Source organism: Clostridium sp. 1001271B_151109_B4 (assembly GCF_015670405.1).
Taxonomy (GTDB): domain Bacteria; phylum Bacillota; class Clostridia; order Clostridiales; family Clostridiaceae; genus Clostridium.
In genome coordinates, this window is the sequence record NZ_JADPBQ010000009.1 from 79,434 (window position 1) to 96,417 (window position 16,984).

Annotated in this window: 15 protein-coding genes; 4 read left to right on the forward strand and 11 right to left on the reverse strand. The window is 27.9% G+C overall.

The features are described 5' to 3' along the window. Nucleotides 1–109: 109 nt before the first annotated feature. Nucleotides 110–259 carry a hypothetical protein gene (locus I4V63_RS08070; RefSeq protein ID WP_196000784.1) on the forward strand — a complete coding sequence of 50 codons (150 nt, stop codon included), beginning with the start codon at nt 110–112 and terminating at the stop codon, nt 257–259. Nucleotides 260–281: 22 nt separating this feature from the next. Here the strand turns inward: I4V63_RS08070 and I4V63_RS08075 are convergent, their stop codons facing one another. The 4 genes from I4V63_RS08075 to I4V63_RS08090 form a co-directional block, all read right to left on the reverse strand. Beyond that, nucleotides 282–1,088 carry a methyltransferase domain-containing protein gene (locus tag I4V63_RS08075; RefSeq protein WP_196000785.1) on the reverse strand — a complete coding sequence of 269 codons (807 nt, stop codon included), beginning with the start codon at nt 1,086–1,088 and terminating at the stop codon, nt 282–284. A 74-nt stretch (nt 1,089–1,162) separates the two neighbouring features. Next, the gene (locus tag I4V63_RS08080) at nt 1,163–2,074 is read right to left on the reverse strand and encodes an AEC family transporter (protein ID WP_196000786.1); all 912 of its coding nucleotides are present in this window, start codon (nt 2,072–2,074) and stop codon (nt 1,163–1,165) included. A gap of 109 nt (nt 2,075–2,183) precedes the next feature. Next, nucleotides 2,184–6,530: a PolC-type DNA polymerase III gene (locus I4V63_RS08085; RefSeq protein ID WP_196000787.1), complete on the reverse strand. Its 4,347-nt coding sequence runs from the start codon at nt 6,528–6,530 to the stop codon at nt 2,184–2,186. A gap of 202 nt (nt 6,531–6,732) precedes the next feature. Continuing rightward, nucleotides 6,733–7,140, reverse strand: a complete 408-nt coding sequence (locus tag I4V63_RS08090; RefSeq protein WP_196000788.1) for a UDP-N-acetylglucosamine pyrophosphorylase — start codon at nt 7,138–7,140, stop codon at nt 6,733–6,735. A gap of 126 nt (nt 7,141–7,266) precedes the next feature. Here I4V63_RS08090 and I4V63_RS08095 point away from each other — a divergent pair, with 126 nt between their 5' ends. Next, nucleotides 7,267–7,680: a GNAT family N-acetyltransferase gene (locus tag I4V63_RS08095; RefSeq protein WP_196000789.1), complete on the forward strand. Its 414-nt coding sequence runs from the start codon at nt 7,267–7,269 to the stop codon at nt 7,678–7,680. Between the two features lie 154 nt (nt 7,681–7,834). Here the strand turns inward: I4V63_RS08095 and I4V63_RS08100 are convergent, their stop codons facing one another. The 5 genes from I4V63_RS08100 to modA form a co-directional block, all read right to left on the reverse strand. Further along, complete coding sequence (locus I4V63_RS08100; protein ID WP_196000790.1) at nt 7,835–8,461, reverse strand: copper homeostasis protein CutC; 627 nt, start codon at nt 8,459–8,461, stop codon at nt 7,835–7,837. A 96-nt stretch (nt 8,462–8,557) separates the two neighbouring features. Then, complete coding sequence (locus I4V63_RS08105) at nt 8,558–8,752, reverse strand: hypothetical protein (RefSeq protein WP_196000791.1); 195 nt, start codon at nt 8,750–8,752, stop codon at nt 8,558–8,560. A 33-nt stretch (nt 8,753–8,785) separates the two neighbouring features. Next, nucleotides 8,786–9,841: a sulfate/molybdate ABC transporter ATP-binding protein gene (locus I4V63_RS08110; RefSeq protein WP_196000792.1), complete on the reverse strand. Its 1,056-nt coding sequence runs from the start codon at nt 9,839–9,841 to the stop codon at nt 8,786–8,788. 2 nt (nt 9,842–9,843) lie between these two features. Continuing rightward, the gene (modB, locus tag I4V63_RS08115; RefSeq protein ID WP_196000793.1) at nt 9,844–10,521 is read right to left on the reverse strand and encodes a molybdate ABC transporter permease subunit; all 678 of its coding nucleotides are present in this window, start codon (nt 10,519–10,521) and stop codon (nt 9,844–9,846) included. Nucleotides 10,522–10,562: 41 nt separating this feature from the next. Further along, on the reverse strand, nt 10,563–11,369 hold the full coding sequence (modA, locus tag I4V63_RS08120) for a molybdate ABC transporter substrate-binding protein (RefSeq protein WP_196000794.1): 807 nt from the start codon (nt 11,367–11,369) through the stop codon (nt 10,563–10,565). Between the two features lie 156 nt (nt 11,370–11,525). Here modA and I4V63_RS08125 point away from each other — a divergent pair, with 156 nt between their 5' ends. Both I4V63_RS08125 and I4V63_RS08130 read left to right on the forward strand, forming a co-directional pair. Next, nucleotides 11,526–12,503 carry a helix-turn-helix transcriptional regulator gene (locus I4V63_RS08125; RefSeq protein WP_196000795.1) on the forward strand — a complete coding sequence of 326 codons (978 nt, stop codon included), beginning with the start codon at nt 11,526–11,528 and terminating at the stop codon, nt 12,501–12,503. Nucleotides 12,504–12,670: 167 nt separating this feature from the next. After that, nucleotides 12,671–13,300, forward strand: a complete 630-nt coding sequence (locus tag I4V63_RS08130) for an NUDIX hydrolase (protein ID WP_196000796.1) — start codon at nt 12,671–12,673, stop codon at nt 13,298–13,300. Between the two features lie 536 nt (nt 13,301–13,836). Here the strand turns inward: I4V63_RS08130 and I4V63_RS08135 are convergent. Both I4V63_RS08135 and I4V63_RS08140 read right to left on the reverse strand, forming a co-directional pair. Next, entirely contained in the window at nt 13,837–15,132 is a 1,296-nt protein-coding gene (locus I4V63_RS08135; RefSeq protein WP_196000797.1) for a family 10 glycosylhydrolase, read from the reverse strand. A 218-nt stretch (nt 15,133–15,350) separates the two neighbouring features. After that, nucleotides 15,351–16,682, reverse strand: coding sequence for an FAD-dependent oxidoreductase (locus I4V63_RS08140; RefSeq protein ID WP_196000798.1), 1,332 nt, complete (start codon nt 16,680–16,682; stop codon nt 15,351–15,353). Nucleotides 16,683–16,984: the final 302 nt, after the last annotated feature.

Here is a 16,984-nt window from a genome sequence, read left to right on the forward strand (position 1 = left end):
AACCTTTAGCAAAATTTATTTTGCTAAAGGTTATTTTGTTTCATAAATAATTAATATTAATATGTGGGATACTAATATTACATAATTTTATTTTTCTATGGAGGTTATTATGAAAAAAATATTATTAATTATCCCATTATTATTTATAAATTTATCTTTTAATTGCATTAGTACATACTCTACTAAAGTATCAAATAAAAATATTCAAAGTACTGTTTATACTCCTAAAAGTGTTCCTTCTAAATGGTGGTATAATTAATTTAAAAGGGTTTTTACCCTTTTTATGTTATTATAGGCTTTTGCCCTTTTGCAATTAAATTCAAAAAAATTATTGTACAATTCTCTCTTTCTTTTTTGTCACAGCACATTTTCATTATCTTGCCTAACCTAGGATTATTCATACTAACAATTTTGATTAATTCTGGAGGAACATTATCAATTCCAATAATATTCTTTATTCCAACTAAATCACTATGAATTGTTACAGCTTCAAAATCTAACTTATCAAACCCTTCATATTTTAAAATTTTCAAAAGTTTTCTCCCAATTTCTCTGTTCCATTTAGCTCTTCTCTCTATTTGACTTATAAACCCTCTTCCACTTTTAAATAACATATCAGGTTCACTTACCCCATAAAGTCCTCTATCTGAATCAATAATTGCCACTATTCCACCTGGTTTCAACAATTTATATATTTCTCTTGTTGCAGCTAAAGGCTTTTCTAAATGTTGATATACAAATCTGCAAATAATAAAATCAAAAGAATTTTCTTTTAATCCACTATTCAAAATTGATCCATACTTAAAATTTAATCTTTCAATAGGATATTCTTTTAATCTATCCTTTGCTATAGACAATAAGTTTTTATCTATTTCTAAAGCTGTTATTTTACTATTAGGCAAATTTTCTAACAATAACTCAGTGTATGCTCCTGACCCAGAGCCAACATCTAATATTTTCATTCCATCCTTTAAACCTAACCATTTCAAGGTTCTAAACTCTTTATTCCATCCTAGCTTAGCTTGGGTTTCTAATCTATTTACCTCATTGTTCAATCCAATAATATCATAAATTGAATTATAACTCACTTTAATCTCCTTTTAAGATTACTTACATATATCTTATGATGAACATATTATATTGGTTCATTAATAATTGTTTTCTACAATATAAAATTAAGTAGTATTGGAAATGTAATAAGTGAAAATAATGTTGTTATAAATACAATTACTGCAGAATATTCACTTTCCTTATCAAAACATTCTGCCAATATAGATGTCATTGCAGCAGCTGGCATTGCAGTGACTATTATTAAAGTTTTGCTCACTACAGAATTATCATTAATTATTCTAAAAATTATGATTAATATACATGGCATAACTACTAATTTCAAAAATGCACTATAATATATAGTCTTATCCTTCAAATAAGAAATTATTTTTGCATTTCCAAGTATAACACCAACTATTATCATAGATAATGGTGAAGTCATATCTCCTACTAAATCTAACGTAGAAGATAAAACACTAGGAATATTGATACCAAAAATCATAATTATTAATCCAATAACTACTGCAATTATGGCCGGATTTAATAACACTTGTTTTATATCATCTTTTTTCATTTTCCCATTAAATAAAACAACTCCATATGTCCATAAAAAAGCAGTAAAAAACAAATTAAATATAGAAGCATATATTACTCCTTCATTTCCATATATACTAAAAACTATAGGAAATCCTATAAATCCACAATTAGAAAATACATTTGCAAACTGTAATATTATTTTTTTCCCTTCCTTAATCGGTACAAGAAATATATATGATACAACTATTGAAATAAGTAAAACTAATGGACTATATATAAAGCATTTAATAATGCTACTTTTTAATTCATCACTTAAATCAAATATAAACGATGATACTACAAGACATGGTAATGTAATTTTAAGAAGAATATTGGTTAATCCCTTATTTATTTCCTTAGTTATTATTTTCATCTTAGCCGAATATACCCCAACTAAAATTATTAAAAATAATGATATCACTCCATTAACTATAACTGATAAATTCATTCATTCCCCTCCATTCTTTTCCAACCTAATTATTATACAATGAAAAAGATAAAAAAGACTAATTATTTTATGATTTCTCATAAATAATTAGCCTTAATTATTTATACTATTAAAATAATGATAATTGGTTAGTTTCAGACATGCCTTCTAAGCAACCATGATTACTTAATGTTTCAATTACAGTTTTTGAAACCTTTGATCTTAATCTTAAATCTTCCTTAGAAATAAACTCTCCATCTTTTCTTGCTTCTGCAATAGATTTTGCAGCATTGACTCCAACTCCTTGTAATGAACTTAAAGGAGGTCTTAGTGCATTATCTATAATTAAGAATTTTGTTGCATCAGATTTATATAAATCTACTTTTAACATTTTAAATCCTCTTTTGTACATTTCAAAAGAAAGTTCTAATACGGTCATCAACCCTTTATCTTTTACAGTTGCTTGATTTCCCAGCTCATATAATTCTTGAAGTCTTGCATGAACTGCAGTCTCACCCTTACATATTAAATCTGCATCAAAGTCATCAGCACCTCTAACCGTAAAATATGTTGCATAATATGCTAATGGATAATATACCTTATAATACGCAACTCTCACCGCCATCATAACATAAGCAACAGCATGGCCTTTAGGGAACATGTATTTTATTCTTTTACATGATTCTATATACCAATCTTCAACATTATTTTCTTTCATGGTCTTCTCAAACTCTTCTGTTAATCCCTTACCTTTTCTTACACTTTCCATTATTGTAAAGGCTGTTTTAGGAGCAACACCCTTATACATAAGATAAACCATGATATCATCTCTAGTTGCAATACAATCTCTTAAGGTAGTATATCCTTCCTTAATAAAGTATTGGGCATTATTAAGCCAAACGTCAGTACCATGTGAAAGTCCTGATATTCTTACTAAGTCTGAAAATGTTTGTGGTTGAGTATCAACAAGCATTTGACGAACAAATTTAGTTCCAAACTCAGGTAAACCATATGAACCAACTTCACATTCTAGCTCTTCTTTTGTAACACCAAGAGCTTCAGGTGATGTAAATAAAGACAGTACTTTTTTATCATTTAAAGGTATAGTCTTAGGATCTAATCCAGTTATATCTTGTAACATTCTAAGTACTGTCGGATCGTCGTGCCCAAGTATATCTAACTTAAGCAATCTACCTGAAATAGAATGATAATCAAAGTGTGTTGTTGTAACGTCAGATGTTGGATCATCTGCTGGCCTTTGAATAGGTGTAAAATTATATACATCTGTATAATTAGGTACAACCATTATCCCCCCTGGATGCTGACCAGTAGTTCTTTTAATCCCTGTACAACCAATTGTCAATCTTTCAATTTCTGCTTGCGATACTACAAGTCCTTTTTGATCTAAATACTTTTTAACAAATCCATATGCAGTTTTTTCTGCTACTGTACCAATTGTTCCCGCTTTAAATACATATCCCTTTCCGAATAATACCTCTGTATACTTATGAATATCTCCTTGGTTATCTCCAGAGAAATTTAAATCTATATCTGGTTCTTTATCCCCTTCAAATCCTAAGAATGTTTCGAAAGGAATATCATGACCATCTTTAATATATGGCACTCCACAATCTGGACAGTCCTTATCTTCAAGATCGGCACCTGAACTAACAGATCCATCTAAGAAAAAATGAGACTTTTTACATTTTGGGCAAACATAATGAGGCGGTAATCCATTAACCTCTGTTATATCAGACATTGTTGCAACAAAAGATGAACCAACAGATCCTCTTGATCCAACTAAATAACCGTCTGAATAAGATTTAGCAACTAACTTTTGAGCAATTAGATAAAGAACCGCATAACCATTATTAATAATGGAGTTTAACTCTTTATCTAGTCTCTTTTGTACCACCTCTGGTAAAGGATCACCATAAATAGAGTGCACCTTGTTCATAGTCATATTTCTTATATCATCATCCGCACCTTCAATTTTAGGAGGATATGTTTCATCTGGAATTGGTTTTAAATTTTCCTCAACTGAGTCAGCAATTGCTGTAGGATTTTTTATTACTACTTCTTTAGCAATATCACTTCCTAAATAAGCAAACTCCTTTAACATCTCCTCTGTAGTTCTAAGATAAAGAGGCGCTTGATTATCAGCATCTCCAAATCCCTGTCCTGCCATTATAATTCTTCTAAACGCCTCATCTTGAGGATCTAAAAAATGAACATCACAAGTTGCTACAGTAGGTTTATTAATTTCCTTTGCTAAATCATATATTTTTCTATTAATATCTTTTAGCTCATCTTCATCTTTTACTGAACCTTTTTCTATCATATAAGCATTATTAGCAATAGGCTGAATCTCAACATAATCATAAAAACTCATCACTTCTTTTATTTCTTCATCACTTTTTCCACCAACTACTGCTCTATAAACTTCACCAGCTTCACAAGCCCCACCAATAATAAGTCCATCTCTCATTTCCATTAGCCTAGACTTTTTAGTTCTAGGTCTTCTAAAGAAATTATCTATATGAGCTTCAGATACTAGTTTATATAGATTTCTAATTCCGGCTTGAGTTTTAGCTAATATAATTATGTGATAAGTAGGTAATTTTTTAATATCAACTTTTTCTAAAAATACTTTATTCAATTCTGAAAGAGTATTAATTTCTAACTCTTCCTTAATTTTTTTAATACACTCAAGTAATATATCTCCAGTTGCCTTAGCATCATCTACAGCCCTATGGTGGCTTTCAAGCTTTATCCCTAAATGCTTTGCTACAATATTTAATTTTACAGATTTTAATTCTGGATATAAAAATCTACATAACGGTACTGTATCAACTACAGTTGGTTCAAATTTCAAACCTAAATCATTACAATTTTTAGAAATAAAACTACAATCAAAGCTAGCATTATGCGCAACAACTACAGAATCACCTATAAACTCTAAAAATTTAGGAAGTATGTCTTCAATTGATTGTGCATACCTAACCATATCATCATTAATTCCAGTTAATTCTATTATTTTATATGGTATAGGTCGTCTTGGATTAACAAATTCACTAAAGTTATCAATTATTTCTCCATTCTTAATTTTAACTGCACCTATTTCAATAATTTTATCATTTTTAGATGAAAATCCTGTTGTTTCTAAGTCAAATACCACATAAGTATCATCTAAATTTTGACCCTTTTCATTTAATGCTAATGGAACTCCATCATCAACTAAATATCCTTCAACCCCATAAATAACTTTAATTTTATTTTTCTTAGCAGCTATCTGTGCATCAGGGAACGCCTGAACAACACCATGGTCAGTAATTGCTATTGCCGGATGCCCCCACTTAGCAGCTCTTTCTATTATTTTAGAAACTGGAGTAACTCCATCCATTGCACTCATAGTAGTATGGCAATGAAGCTCAACCCTTTTTTCTTCTGCTCCATCCATCTTCTCCATCTTTTTCATTTTTAAAATATCTCTACCCATTATTACAACTTCTCTTTGGTAAGTATCATAAACAGCTTCTCCTCTTACTTTGCAATAAAGCCCCTTTTTAATATTATCAAGAACTTCATCTTTTTCTTGAGGCTTTAAGAAACATTTAACTGTTATTGAACTTGTATAATCAGTAATATAGAAAGTTAAAATTATCTTACCTGTTTTAGTTTCCATAGTATCAACTTTAAATACATCTCCTAAAACTGCAACATAACCTGATCTTTCATCAATTTCATTAATTGGCGTTGCTTCAATAGAAATATTTCTGCCATAAATAGCATTTTCTGCTTTTGACTCTCTCTTATATCCATTTTCTTTCTTTTCATAAGATTTCTTTTCAGCTGGCTTTTTCTCTGATGGCTTACTTCCTCCACTATGGCTGTTACTAATTTCTTGTACTCTTGCTTGCATCGCTTTACTTAATAATTCTCGTTCTTCTTTTTCCCTAGCAGCAAAATCTATAGTAACTTCCATTTCCGGATCAAACTTTAGTTCGAACCTACATGTTATACCAAACATTGCTTTTACAGTATCTTCTAATGACTTTTCTCCATTTTTACCTTTTAAATGATCTGTTAATTTATCATATCCATTGTAAATGATAACTTTGTTTCCATTAATTTCTTTTCTGCAATTTAATAAAAGACTTTTACACAAAGGAGTATTTTTAATAGTGCTTGAAATACATTCAATCCAGTGATTTTGTATTACTTCTTCTAAACTTATGTCTGATGCATCTCTATAAAATACTATTTCAACAGTAATTCTTATCATTAAAGTTTTACAAATTATCTTTTTAATTAACTCTTCTTCTTCATGAACTAATTTTTCCTTACCTCTTAAAACAACTTTTAAGATCATACTTTTTCTTAAAAGTTGGAACTTAATTATTTTAAGTTCTTTATCTTCTAAACTCTCATGTTTATTTATTTCAAGGGTTAGCTTCTTTATAATATCGTCACTCAATCTTTTACCCCCAATATTTAAATTTTTTCAACTACATCATTATAGCATAATTTTATTATTCTTAAAGATACAGAACAATATGAAATTTCAGTTAAAGTTATACAATTACTCTTATTCTACTGTAAAATATCTTTCCTTATCCCTTTACAAAAACATAAAAATATCGATACCTAACTAGTATCGACATTTAATAATATATTTTTTATATTAATTTTTCTACTACTTCATTTGGTGCAGGAACTGTAAAAATTAAATCTTCATCAACTCTTATTTTACACTCCTCTTTACTTTCTTTAATCTTATCTATAGATAATCCTCCAATACTAACTTCTTTAAATTTAGTAGGAGCAACTTCAACTTTAAATAAAGTATCTTTAATTCCTGTAATTTTTAAATCAATTTCCCCACCGTCATTTTTAACTTTTAAACCTATAATATTATTTCCCTTTAAAGCTTTTTTATCATTTGGAATATAAGCTACATTTACTTCACCTGTAATTGTAATAAATCCTCCACTTAACTTTCTTTTCACTAATAATTTCATATTATATTCAGAAGAAAGTTCATTTAATAATTTACCTAATTTATATACTGTTAATTCATGTACCATAATTTTGTTCCTTTTCTTATAATTTAATTTATTCTTATTATATACTATAATATTTATTCATAAAATAGTAAAAATGGGCTATAATAAAATTGTAAAATAGTGTATAGAAAGGTAGTAATTAAAAATATGAATATTAGATTTGCTGAACAAAAAGATTTTAATAGCTGCGTAGAATTAGACTTACATAAAAATGCTAGTATTATAAAGAATAAAATTGATATGAAAGAAGTAATAGTAGCTGAGCTAAACAATGAAGTTATTGGTTGCTTAAAAATTGAATATATTTGGACTCACCTTCCATTTATAAGTTACATAGTTATAAAAAGGGATTATAGAACTAATGGTATTGGAAAATCACTATTATCATTCTTAGAAGATTATTTAAGAAATAATGGACAATCTACCTTATTAAGTTCAACAATGACAGATGCGGTTAATCCACAAAAGTGGCACTTAAAAATGGGATTCACAGAGTGCGGAATGCTATGTGGAATTAATGATGATGGTGTAGGTGAAATTTTCTTTAAAAAGAAAATATAAAATATTAGATTCGACAAAATTCCAATAAGTTGAACTTATTGGAATTTATTTTATTAATTTACTTATATAAAGGCATATTACTAAAGACAAATTATATATAAGTTTTAATTTTTTACATTTTATATAAACTTACTAAATTTAATCCTAAACTATGTTATTTTAAATCCCCTACTATTTTACTCCCATGCATTTCTTTACATCCTATATAATTTGAAAGTTCTTTATAATTTTTATAATTAACTCCACCACCAACTAAAATAGTAATCATATCATTACTTTTTTCTATAAGTCTCTTCAATACATTTTTTCCATCTGTAGCATGTGTATTGCAACCTTTAGTTAAAACTCTATCAACTTTCATATCAATAAGCTGATTTAATGCTTCAAACTTATCATCTATTTCATCAAAAGCCATATGAAAAGTAACTTTTAATCCACTGGATAACTCAATTAATTCATTAGTTCTTTCTATATCAATCTTATTATCCTTATTTAATATACCAAATACTACAGTCTCAACCCCTAATTCTTTACAGACAACTATATCTCTTTTCATTATTTCAAATTCATCATTTGAATAAACAAAATCTCCACCTCTTGGTCTTATTATTACCGCTATCGGTATATTAAGATTTTTCTTTGCTAAATATATTGTTCCATAAGAAGGAGTTGTCCCACCTTCTGCTAAGTTATCACATAGTTCTACTCTATCTGCACCTTGAATTTCTGCTTTTTTAGCCTCTTCATAACATCCAACACAAGCTTCTAATAAAATACTCATAAGCTTCCTCCCTTGTACTATTTCAATTTATAATTTTATATATTTAACTTTTTAAGCCCCCACATTCATTTAGATCTTTTCTTAATTCACTTATACTTATTGAATCCTTTTAATACCTTTTTCATTTGCACCTTTAATATTTTCAATACCATCATTTCTAAACATACTTTCTTCTAGAATTAAATCACAATTATTTAAAATCTTACTATATATTTCTTTTTCTGGATTTAAAAGCTTTTTTCTAAATATAATTATATCATCTAAATAAATAACAATACAAAAAAAAATCATGTCAAACTTCATGACATGATTTTTTATAGTTATTTATTCACTTTTAAAGGTAAATAAATATTCTGGCTCAAATTTAACCTTTATCTTTTCATTAATGTTAAATACCATTTCTTCCTTAGAAATAGTAAAATGTATTAAATTTGATTTACTTGCATTAATTCTCCTAATATATAAAGTATAATCAAAAGGATTTTCTACTATATTTTCAATACTCATCTCAAATACATTTTCATCATTTTCTTGCTCTTTAAATAATTTAATATTATGAGATCTTATTGCTATATAATCAATATATTTTTCATCACTTGAACACTTTAACTTTAAGTTCCAATCTTCTGCTAAAATAAAATTATCTTCTAATATCTTAGCCTTTGATACATTTTTACATCCAGTAAGCTTAGCTTCAGCCAATGATTTTGGTGTTTCAAACAATTCATTTTTCTTCCTTATACTCTTAGCTTTTCCACCATCAAATACTATTATTTTATCACATACCCTATAAGCCTCTGCTATATCATGAGTTACAAAAACTACTGTCCCATTATAATCTTTTAGAATCTCTACAAGTTCTCTCTCCATTGTAGCCCTTAAATGATTATCAAGGGCAGAAAAGGGCTCATCTAAAAGCAAAACATCTGGTGATGTAATAAGAGCCCTTGCAAGTGCAACTCTTTGTTGTTGTCCACCCGATAACTGCCAAGGATATCTTTTTTCAAGGCCTTCTAATCCAAATTTTTTAATAAAATTAGATGATAATTTATTCTTTTCTTCTTTACTTATCTTATCTAATCCAATTTCAATATTATCTTTTATAGTCATATGAGGAAATAAAGCATAATTTTGAAATAAAAATCCTACTCTTCTATCTTTAGTTTTAATATTTATTTTCTGTTGTGAATCAAAAAGAACTTTATCATTAATTATTATTTTTCCTGTATCAGCTTTTTCAAGACCTGCTATACACTTAAGTGTCATACTTTTACCTGAACCTGACGCTCCTAAAAAGCCTATAATGCCACCTTTACTTTCCATAGAAACATCTAAGTTAAAGGAAGATAAATTTTTAGTAATATTTATATGTAAACTCATAATTACCTCCCCCTATTACCTATTAACTTTTGCTGAGTATCGCACCAATAATTTAGTAAAAATATCATTATAAATGAAATTGAAACTATAATTAAAACCCAAATCATAGCCTTATTCATATCTCCACCTTCAACAGCAAAGAATATTGCTACTGGCATTGTTTGCGTTCTTCCTGGTATATTTCCTGCTATCATTAATGTTGCCCCAAATTCGCCTAGGGCTCTTGCAAAGCTTAATACTAATCCCCCAATTATTCCTGGCCAAGCAAGTGGAATTGCAATTTTAAAAAATATCTTAGTTTCACTTAATCCTAATGTTCTTGCTGCTGAAATCATATTTTTATCTATTTGCTCAAATGCAGAACGACAAGTTCTATACATCATTGGAAATGCAACTACAGTAGCAGCAATAACTGTTGCACTCCAGCTAAATATAATATTTTTATTAAAACTCATAAAAATCTTTCCTACAAATCCATTTTTCCCACAAATAAGTAATAAAAAAAATCCTATAACAGTTGGTGGTAATATTAGAGGAAGAGTGAAGATTCCATCTATGAACCCTCTACCTCTTCCTTTATAATTAGCCATTTTATAAGATATAAATATACCTATTATTGAAGTTATAATAGTTGCAAGAAAGGCTGTTTTTATCGATATCCATAAAGGTGAAAAATCCATAACTTATAACCTTACTTTCTTCAATTTAACTCTACAGAATATTATTCTACAGATTTATATCCATACTTTTCAAATATCTTTTGTGCTGCATCAGTAAATAAGAAATCTTCAAATTTCTTTGCTTCATCAACATTAGTTGAATCTTTTATAACTGATACTGGATAAGTAATTGAAGAGTGATTATTTACTTCATCAATATTTTCAACTATAGTAACACTATCACTACTTAATGCATCACTTAAGTATACAAATCCTAAATCTGCATTTCCAGATGCAACCCAAGCTAAAACTTCTTTAACATCCTTAGCAAAAACTAATTTATCAGTAATACTATCTTTTATTCCTGTGTTTGTTAATACTTCATCGGCATATTTACCAGCTGGAACACTTTCTGGTTCACCAACAGCTATATGAGTAACTTTATCACTTTTTAAATCATCAAAGCTAGTAATATCAATTCCATTAGCTGCTATAAGAACTAAAGAATTTTCAACTAAATCTTTTGTTGTATCGTCAACTAATAATCCCTCATCTTTTAATGCATTCATTTGCTTTTGCCCTGCAGAAATAAATAAATCACAAGGTGCTCCCTGCTCTATTTGTTGTTGAAGAGAACCTGATGCACCATAATTTACAACTAAAGTAACATTTTCATTACTCTTCTTATATTCTGTTTCTAAATCAGCCATTACTTCTTTTAAACTTGCAGCTGCAGAGATATTTAGCTCTACAGCAGCCTTTGCCTCTGTATCACCTTTACTAGTATTTTCCCCCTCATTACTTTTACCACAACCTACAAATAATAAGCTACAGCATAGTAACATTGAAATCATTCCTAATTTCTTCATTATTACATCCTCCATTTTCTTTAAACAAGTTCATTTTGTTATGTTTCGTTTTGTTTTGTCATGTTTAATACAAATAAAATAATATCATATCTCGTTACTTCTTGCAATTTATTTATTAATAATGATAAAATTATCATAATATATAGGAGGGATAACATGGACTTAAAATCTTCTTTGACTCCATTAGAAGTGTCAGAATTACTAAAGATAACTAAAAACACTGTTTACGAACTTATTAAACGTGGTGAATTACCAAGCTATAAAATAGGGAAAAAAATTAGAATTGATATGCAGGATGTAGAAGAATATATAAGCAATCAAAAAATTGGCTTTAAACAATCAAAATATATCGAAACTCAAAATAATTCAGTAACTAATATACCTCAACAACCAATTAATAATTCTATTACATTAGGTAATCAATCTATTAACGAAATTATAATTGCTGGTCAAGATATTTTATTGGACATCTTAGCTCGATACATTGAAGAACTATATCCAGACTTTACTGTTTTACGTTCTTATAAAGGTAGTTATAATGGATTATATGATTTATATAACAATAGGGTTTCTATTGCTTCGTGCCACCTTTGGGATGGAGACACTGATAACTATAATGTTGATTATGTTAAAAGGCTTGTCCCTGGAACATCTTGTGTACTTATTAATTTAGCATATAGATTACAAGGCTTTTACGTTGCTAAAGGAAATCCATTAAATATAAAGTCTTTTGAAGATTTAATTAATGACAATATTAAATTTGTTAACAGAGAAAAAGGTAGTGGCGTTAGAGTTTTACTTGACGAGAAGTTAAGATTACTTAACATTGATCCACATTGTATAAATGGATACTATAATGAAGAAACTTCACATTTAGCAGTTGCAAGTGCAGTTGGCCGTGGAGATGCCAATGTTGGAATTGGTAATAAAAAAGCTTCTATGCAAGTTGAAACTATTGATTTCATACCAATTCAAACTGAAAGGTATGATTTAATTATTAAAAAAAGTGATTTAAATAATCCAATTTATCAAAATATAATTTCTATTTTATCTTCTGATAGGTTTAAAAACGAACTAAAAGGAATTGGTGGTTATGACCTAAAAGATCTTGGTAAAATAATGGCAACTACTTAGCCAGCATATAGTAAAATAATCTAAAATTACTGTTTCATCTTAGTTAATTTATAGTCAGCAAAATAAAATTATAATTAATTTAACTAACTAATAAAACAAATAAAAATAGTTTTATTACTTATTACTATTGAAATTCAAAATTTAAAATCATATTATACGGAGGATTTATGAGTAATATATTTTTAAAAGAACCTTGGTTAAAATGGGCTATTGAAATACAAAGTATAGCACAATGCGGTTTGACATATACAAAAGACATGTATGATAAAGAACGTTATGAAAATTTGAGAAATATTGCTGCTGAAATGTTAAGTTACAAAACTGATATTCCAACTGATAAAATAAAGAATTTATTTTGTAATGAAGAAGGATATCAAACGCCTAAATTAGATACTAGAGCTGCAATTTTTAAAGATGAAAAAATATTATTGGTTCATGAACTAAATGGAAAATGGTCATTACCTGGTGGATGGGTTGATGTATTAGAATCAATAGAATCAAACACAATAAAAGAAGTAAAAGAAGAATCTGGACTTGACGTTGTTGCCGATAAAGTTATAGCTATTCAAGATAGAAATAAGCATAATACACCGCTTTACCCCTATGGTATATGTAAAGTTTTCGTTCAATGTGATGTTGTTGGTGGTGAATTTATTGAAAATATAGAAACCTCAGAAATCGGTTACTTTTCACTTGATAATTTACCTCCACTTTCTGAAGAAAAATCTAATTTTGAACAAATAGAAATGTGCTTTAAGGCTAAAGAAACTGAAAACTGGAAAGTTCTTTTTGATTAAATTCAAATACTCTATTTATTATTTATATTCATATAAAAAAAGATATAGGATTTATTAGTTATTACATAATTCTCCTATATCTACCTTACTCTATTTAAACTAATACAACCTTTAATTTATGCTTAGATAAACGTAACTCGTCATTGCCTTTCTTATTAAATATAATTAAATTTTACTACAATAATTCTACTATAAATTATTAATTGATATTATATATTTTTTACTGCTTGAAAATCCCCTTCAAGCATAATCTATTACTACATAAATTACAAAGCACTTATTTATTACTTAGGAAGTTTAATTTTAAGGATTACATTTTACTAATTTATCTCTAAATAAGTGCTTTGCAAGCTATATAAAACTTTAGGAGGTTATCTTTTGAAATAATATCAAAAAGATAATGAAAATTTAAATGTAAAAATAGACAACAGTACCTTAAGATAATCTTAAGGCCCCATTGCCTTTATTAAACAAATTAAATTTACTATTTGTATAAGATATATGATATCCTTTTTCTATATATTGTCAATTTTTTATTATTTGTTTTCATATAATTCTTTTAACTTATCTGTAAAGCCTAATCTATTTTCTTCTAAACTCCCTAATCTAAAGAAACAATTACCTTTAACATTAGATATTCCTCTTGAATATCTAATTTGATTTATTACCTCATTTTCATTTAACCATGCCTCTCCATAAGTTGAATCATTTATTTTATAAATAGCATTTCCTATATATAGTTCTACATTTGTCCCATCAACTTGTTTAGCCCACCAATCAACAAGAGTAGCATAAGGTGCATTTGTATTATCAAATTGCCAATATATTTGTGGAATAATATAATCAATATATCCCTCTTTTATCCACTTCTTTGAATCTACATAAACATCATCATAACTACTTAATCCACTTGTTGCACTTCCTCCAACTGATTCTCCATTTCTCCAGATTCCAAATGGACTCACTCCAAACCTTAATGTAGAATCTTTTGATTTTATTGCATTATTTAGTTCACTAATAAAGGAATTAACGTTATTTCTTCTCCATTCTTCCTTTGATGAAAATCCTTCACCATACTTTTTATATGTTGAATCATCAGGAAAATCTAATCCCTTGACTGGATAAGGATAAAAATAATCATCAAGTACAATACCATCTATATTATATTTATCGACTACTTCTAAAATTAAATCTATTACATATTTCCTTACCTCTGGTATTCCAATATCTAAATAACTATATTTATCATATTTTACAATCCAATCCTTATTTTCTTTTAAAGGACTTCCTTCAGGTAATTCATTAATATAATCATCAAAATTAAATTTCTCTGAATTACTATCTATTCTAAATGGATTAAACCAAGCTTGCAATTCTATTCCTCTTTTATGGGCTTCTTCTATTGCAAATTCTAATGGATCATATCCTGGATCCTTGCCTAATTCTCCAGTTAAATATTTTGACCAGGGTGAATACTCTGACTCATATAAAGCATCTCCCATAGGTCTTACTTGAAAAAATACAGTATTCATATTATTATCTTCAATAAAATCCAATTTTTCCTTTAATAATTCCTTTTGCATCTTATTGTTGTTATAGCTACCTACTTCAGGCCAATCTAAATTATTAACTGTTGATATCCATACCCCTCTCATTTCTCCTTGCTCCTCAAACTTGCTATTAAAAATATCATTACTATTATTACTTTCAACCACTTCTTTTTCATTATTGCTCTTACTACTATTTATTTTGTCTAGTTTAATATTTAAAACTATTGCTACAACTATCCATATAGCAATAAAAATTATAAAAAACTTATAACTATTTTTCATCTCAATCTCCTGTTACCCAAAGTCAATATTTTCTTTATCTTTTACATAATTTTATTCCCTATATGAGATATACTCTTTTCTATTAAAAATTATTCCATATTATTTATTACCTTCCTATACTATTTAATATATCAAACTATACATGATCTTAAAAATTTTTGTGCCCCTTTTTGCAAAAAAACAAAAAAATAGCCTATGAAAATAGGCTATTTATAATATTATAGAGCTTTTAAAGCTACTGCATTTAAAATGCTCCATGGTTTATTAAAATGTGGTTGGAAGAAGAAATCTGTCATAGCTAATTCTTCAATAGTCATTTCATTTTGAATAACAACTGATAAAGTATTCATAAATTGAGTTAAATCTATATCAGAAATTATTTGTCCACCGATTACTCTTCTTGTATCTTTATCAAATACTAACTTAACAGTAGCTGGTAAGTATGTTGGCATAAATTCAGGTCTATAGTTATCAGTTAATTCAACTGAACCAACATTCATTTTAGTAGTAGCTTTAGCAACTTCTTCTGTTAAGCCTGTTGAAGCTATACATTTTTCGTAAATTTTGATTCCTGAAGTACCTTGTGTTCCCATATACTTCAATGTAGGTTCAACTATATTTCTTGCAACTAAAGTTCCCATTCTTACAGCATTTGTTGCAAGTGGAATGTATCTTGTATCATGAGCAGGATTGTATTTAACAACACAGCAATCTCCAGCTGCAAAAACATCTTCCTTACTAGTTCTCATATATTCATCAATTATAATAGCTCCATTTGGTAATGTATCTAACTTTCCTTGTACTAATTTAGTATTAGGTGCAAATCCAATACATAATACTACTAAATCGCCTTCGTAACTTCCCTTTTCAGTAACAACCTTAGATACTTTCCCATTTTCACCTTCAAACTTAGATACCTTTTCTCCTAATACTAAGTTAACTCCTCTATCTGTAAATTCTTTTTCTGCGATATCAGTAAACTCTTTATCTAAGTATTTAGCCATTATTCTTTCTTCAGCATCAATTAGAGTTACTTTTTTACCTTGCATCTCAAATGCTTCTACTAATTCAACTCCAATGTATCCAGCACCAATTATTACTACATTCTTAGCTGTTTTTGATTTTTCTATAATTTCTACTGCATGGTCATGATTTTTACATAATAAAATATTATCTAAATCTCCACCTTCAAATCTTGGTACTATTGGCCATGATCCTAATGTTAAAACCAATTTATCGTAATTATCTTCAAATTCTTCATTAGTTAAAAGATTTTTAACTTTTAATATTTTATTATCAAAATCAATATTTAAAACTTCATGCTTCATGTTTGTTACAACACCCATTTTAGCTAAGTTTTCAGGTGAGTTATAGAAAAGATTTTTAGTTTCTTTTATAACTCCTCCTACATTTAATGCAATTCCACAAGACAAGAATGATAAATTATCATTTTTTTCATATATTGTGATTTCACTTTCAGGGTGAAGTTCCTTTAAATTAACTACTGCTGCAGTTCCTGCATGAGTACATCCTACTACTACTATTTTCATATTAATTCCTCCTAAAGCTAAAAACTATCTTAAAATATTTATTTTTAATTAATAATTATTTTCCTTAATTAAATCATACTACTTTACTAAGGAATAGTAAAGAGGTTTTTTAAAAAAATTGTTTTTTTTTTAACAAACACCTTTGGATAATACATTTAGTCTCTTTATCTGTTATTTTTTCTTATTCAATACTCTTTATGTATTTCTATATTAACTAATTTATGAACATATAAAATTCTGCGGCTCTACTACATTAATTTACAAATAATTTATTTTGTATTAAAATTATTTCTTTATAATTT

Coding starts and splice junctions, on each gene's coding strand:
- I4V63_RS08070 (WP_196000784.1), top strand. CDS start 110: ATGAAAAAAATATTATTAATTATCCCATTATTATTTATAAATTTATCT.
- I4V63_RS08080 (WP_196000786.1), bottom strand. CDS start 2,074: ATGAATTTATCAGTTATAGTTAATGGAGTGATATCATTATTTTTAATA.
- I4V63_RS08090 (WP_196000788.1), bottom strand. CDS start 7,140: ATGGTACATGAATTAACAGTATATAAATTAGGTAAATTATTAAATGAA.
- I4V63_RS08095 (WP_196000789.1), top strand. CDS start 7,267: ATGAATATTAGATTTGCTGAACAAAAAGATTTTAATAGCTGCGTAGAA.
- I4V63_RS08100 (WP_196000790.1), bottom strand. CDS start 8,461: ATGAGTATTTTATTAGAAGCTTGTGTTGGATGTTATGAAGAGGCTAAA.
- I4V63_RS08105 (WP_196000791.1), bottom strand. CDS start 8,752: ATGATTTTTTTTTGTATTGTTATTTATTTAGATGATATAATTATATTT.
- I4V63_RS08110 (WP_196000792.1), bottom strand. CDS start 9,841: ATGAGTTTACATATAAATATTACTAAAAATTTATCTTCCTTTAACTTA.
- modB (WP_196000793.1), bottom strand. CDS start 10,521: ATGGATTTTTCACCTTTATGGATATCGATAAAAACAGCCTTTCTTGCA.
- modA (WP_196000794.1), bottom strand. CDS start 11,369: ATGAAGAAATTAGGAATGATTTCAATGTTACTATGCTGTAGCTTATTA.
- I4V63_RS08125 (WP_196000795.1), top strand. CDS start 11,526: ATGGACTTAAAATCTTCTTTGACTCCATTAGAAGTGTCAGAATTACTA.
- I4V63_RS08130 (WP_196000796.1), top strand. CDS start 12,671: ATGAGTAATATATTTTTAAAAGAACCTTGGTTAAAATGGGCTATTGAA.
- I4V63_RS08135 (WP_196000797.1), bottom strand. CDS start 15,132: ATGAAAAATAGTTATAAGTTTTTTATAATTTTTATTGCTATATGGATA.
- I4V63_RS08140 (WP_196000798.1), bottom strand. CDS start 16,682: ATGAAAATAGTAGTAGTAGGATGTACTCATGCAGGAACTGCAGCAGTA.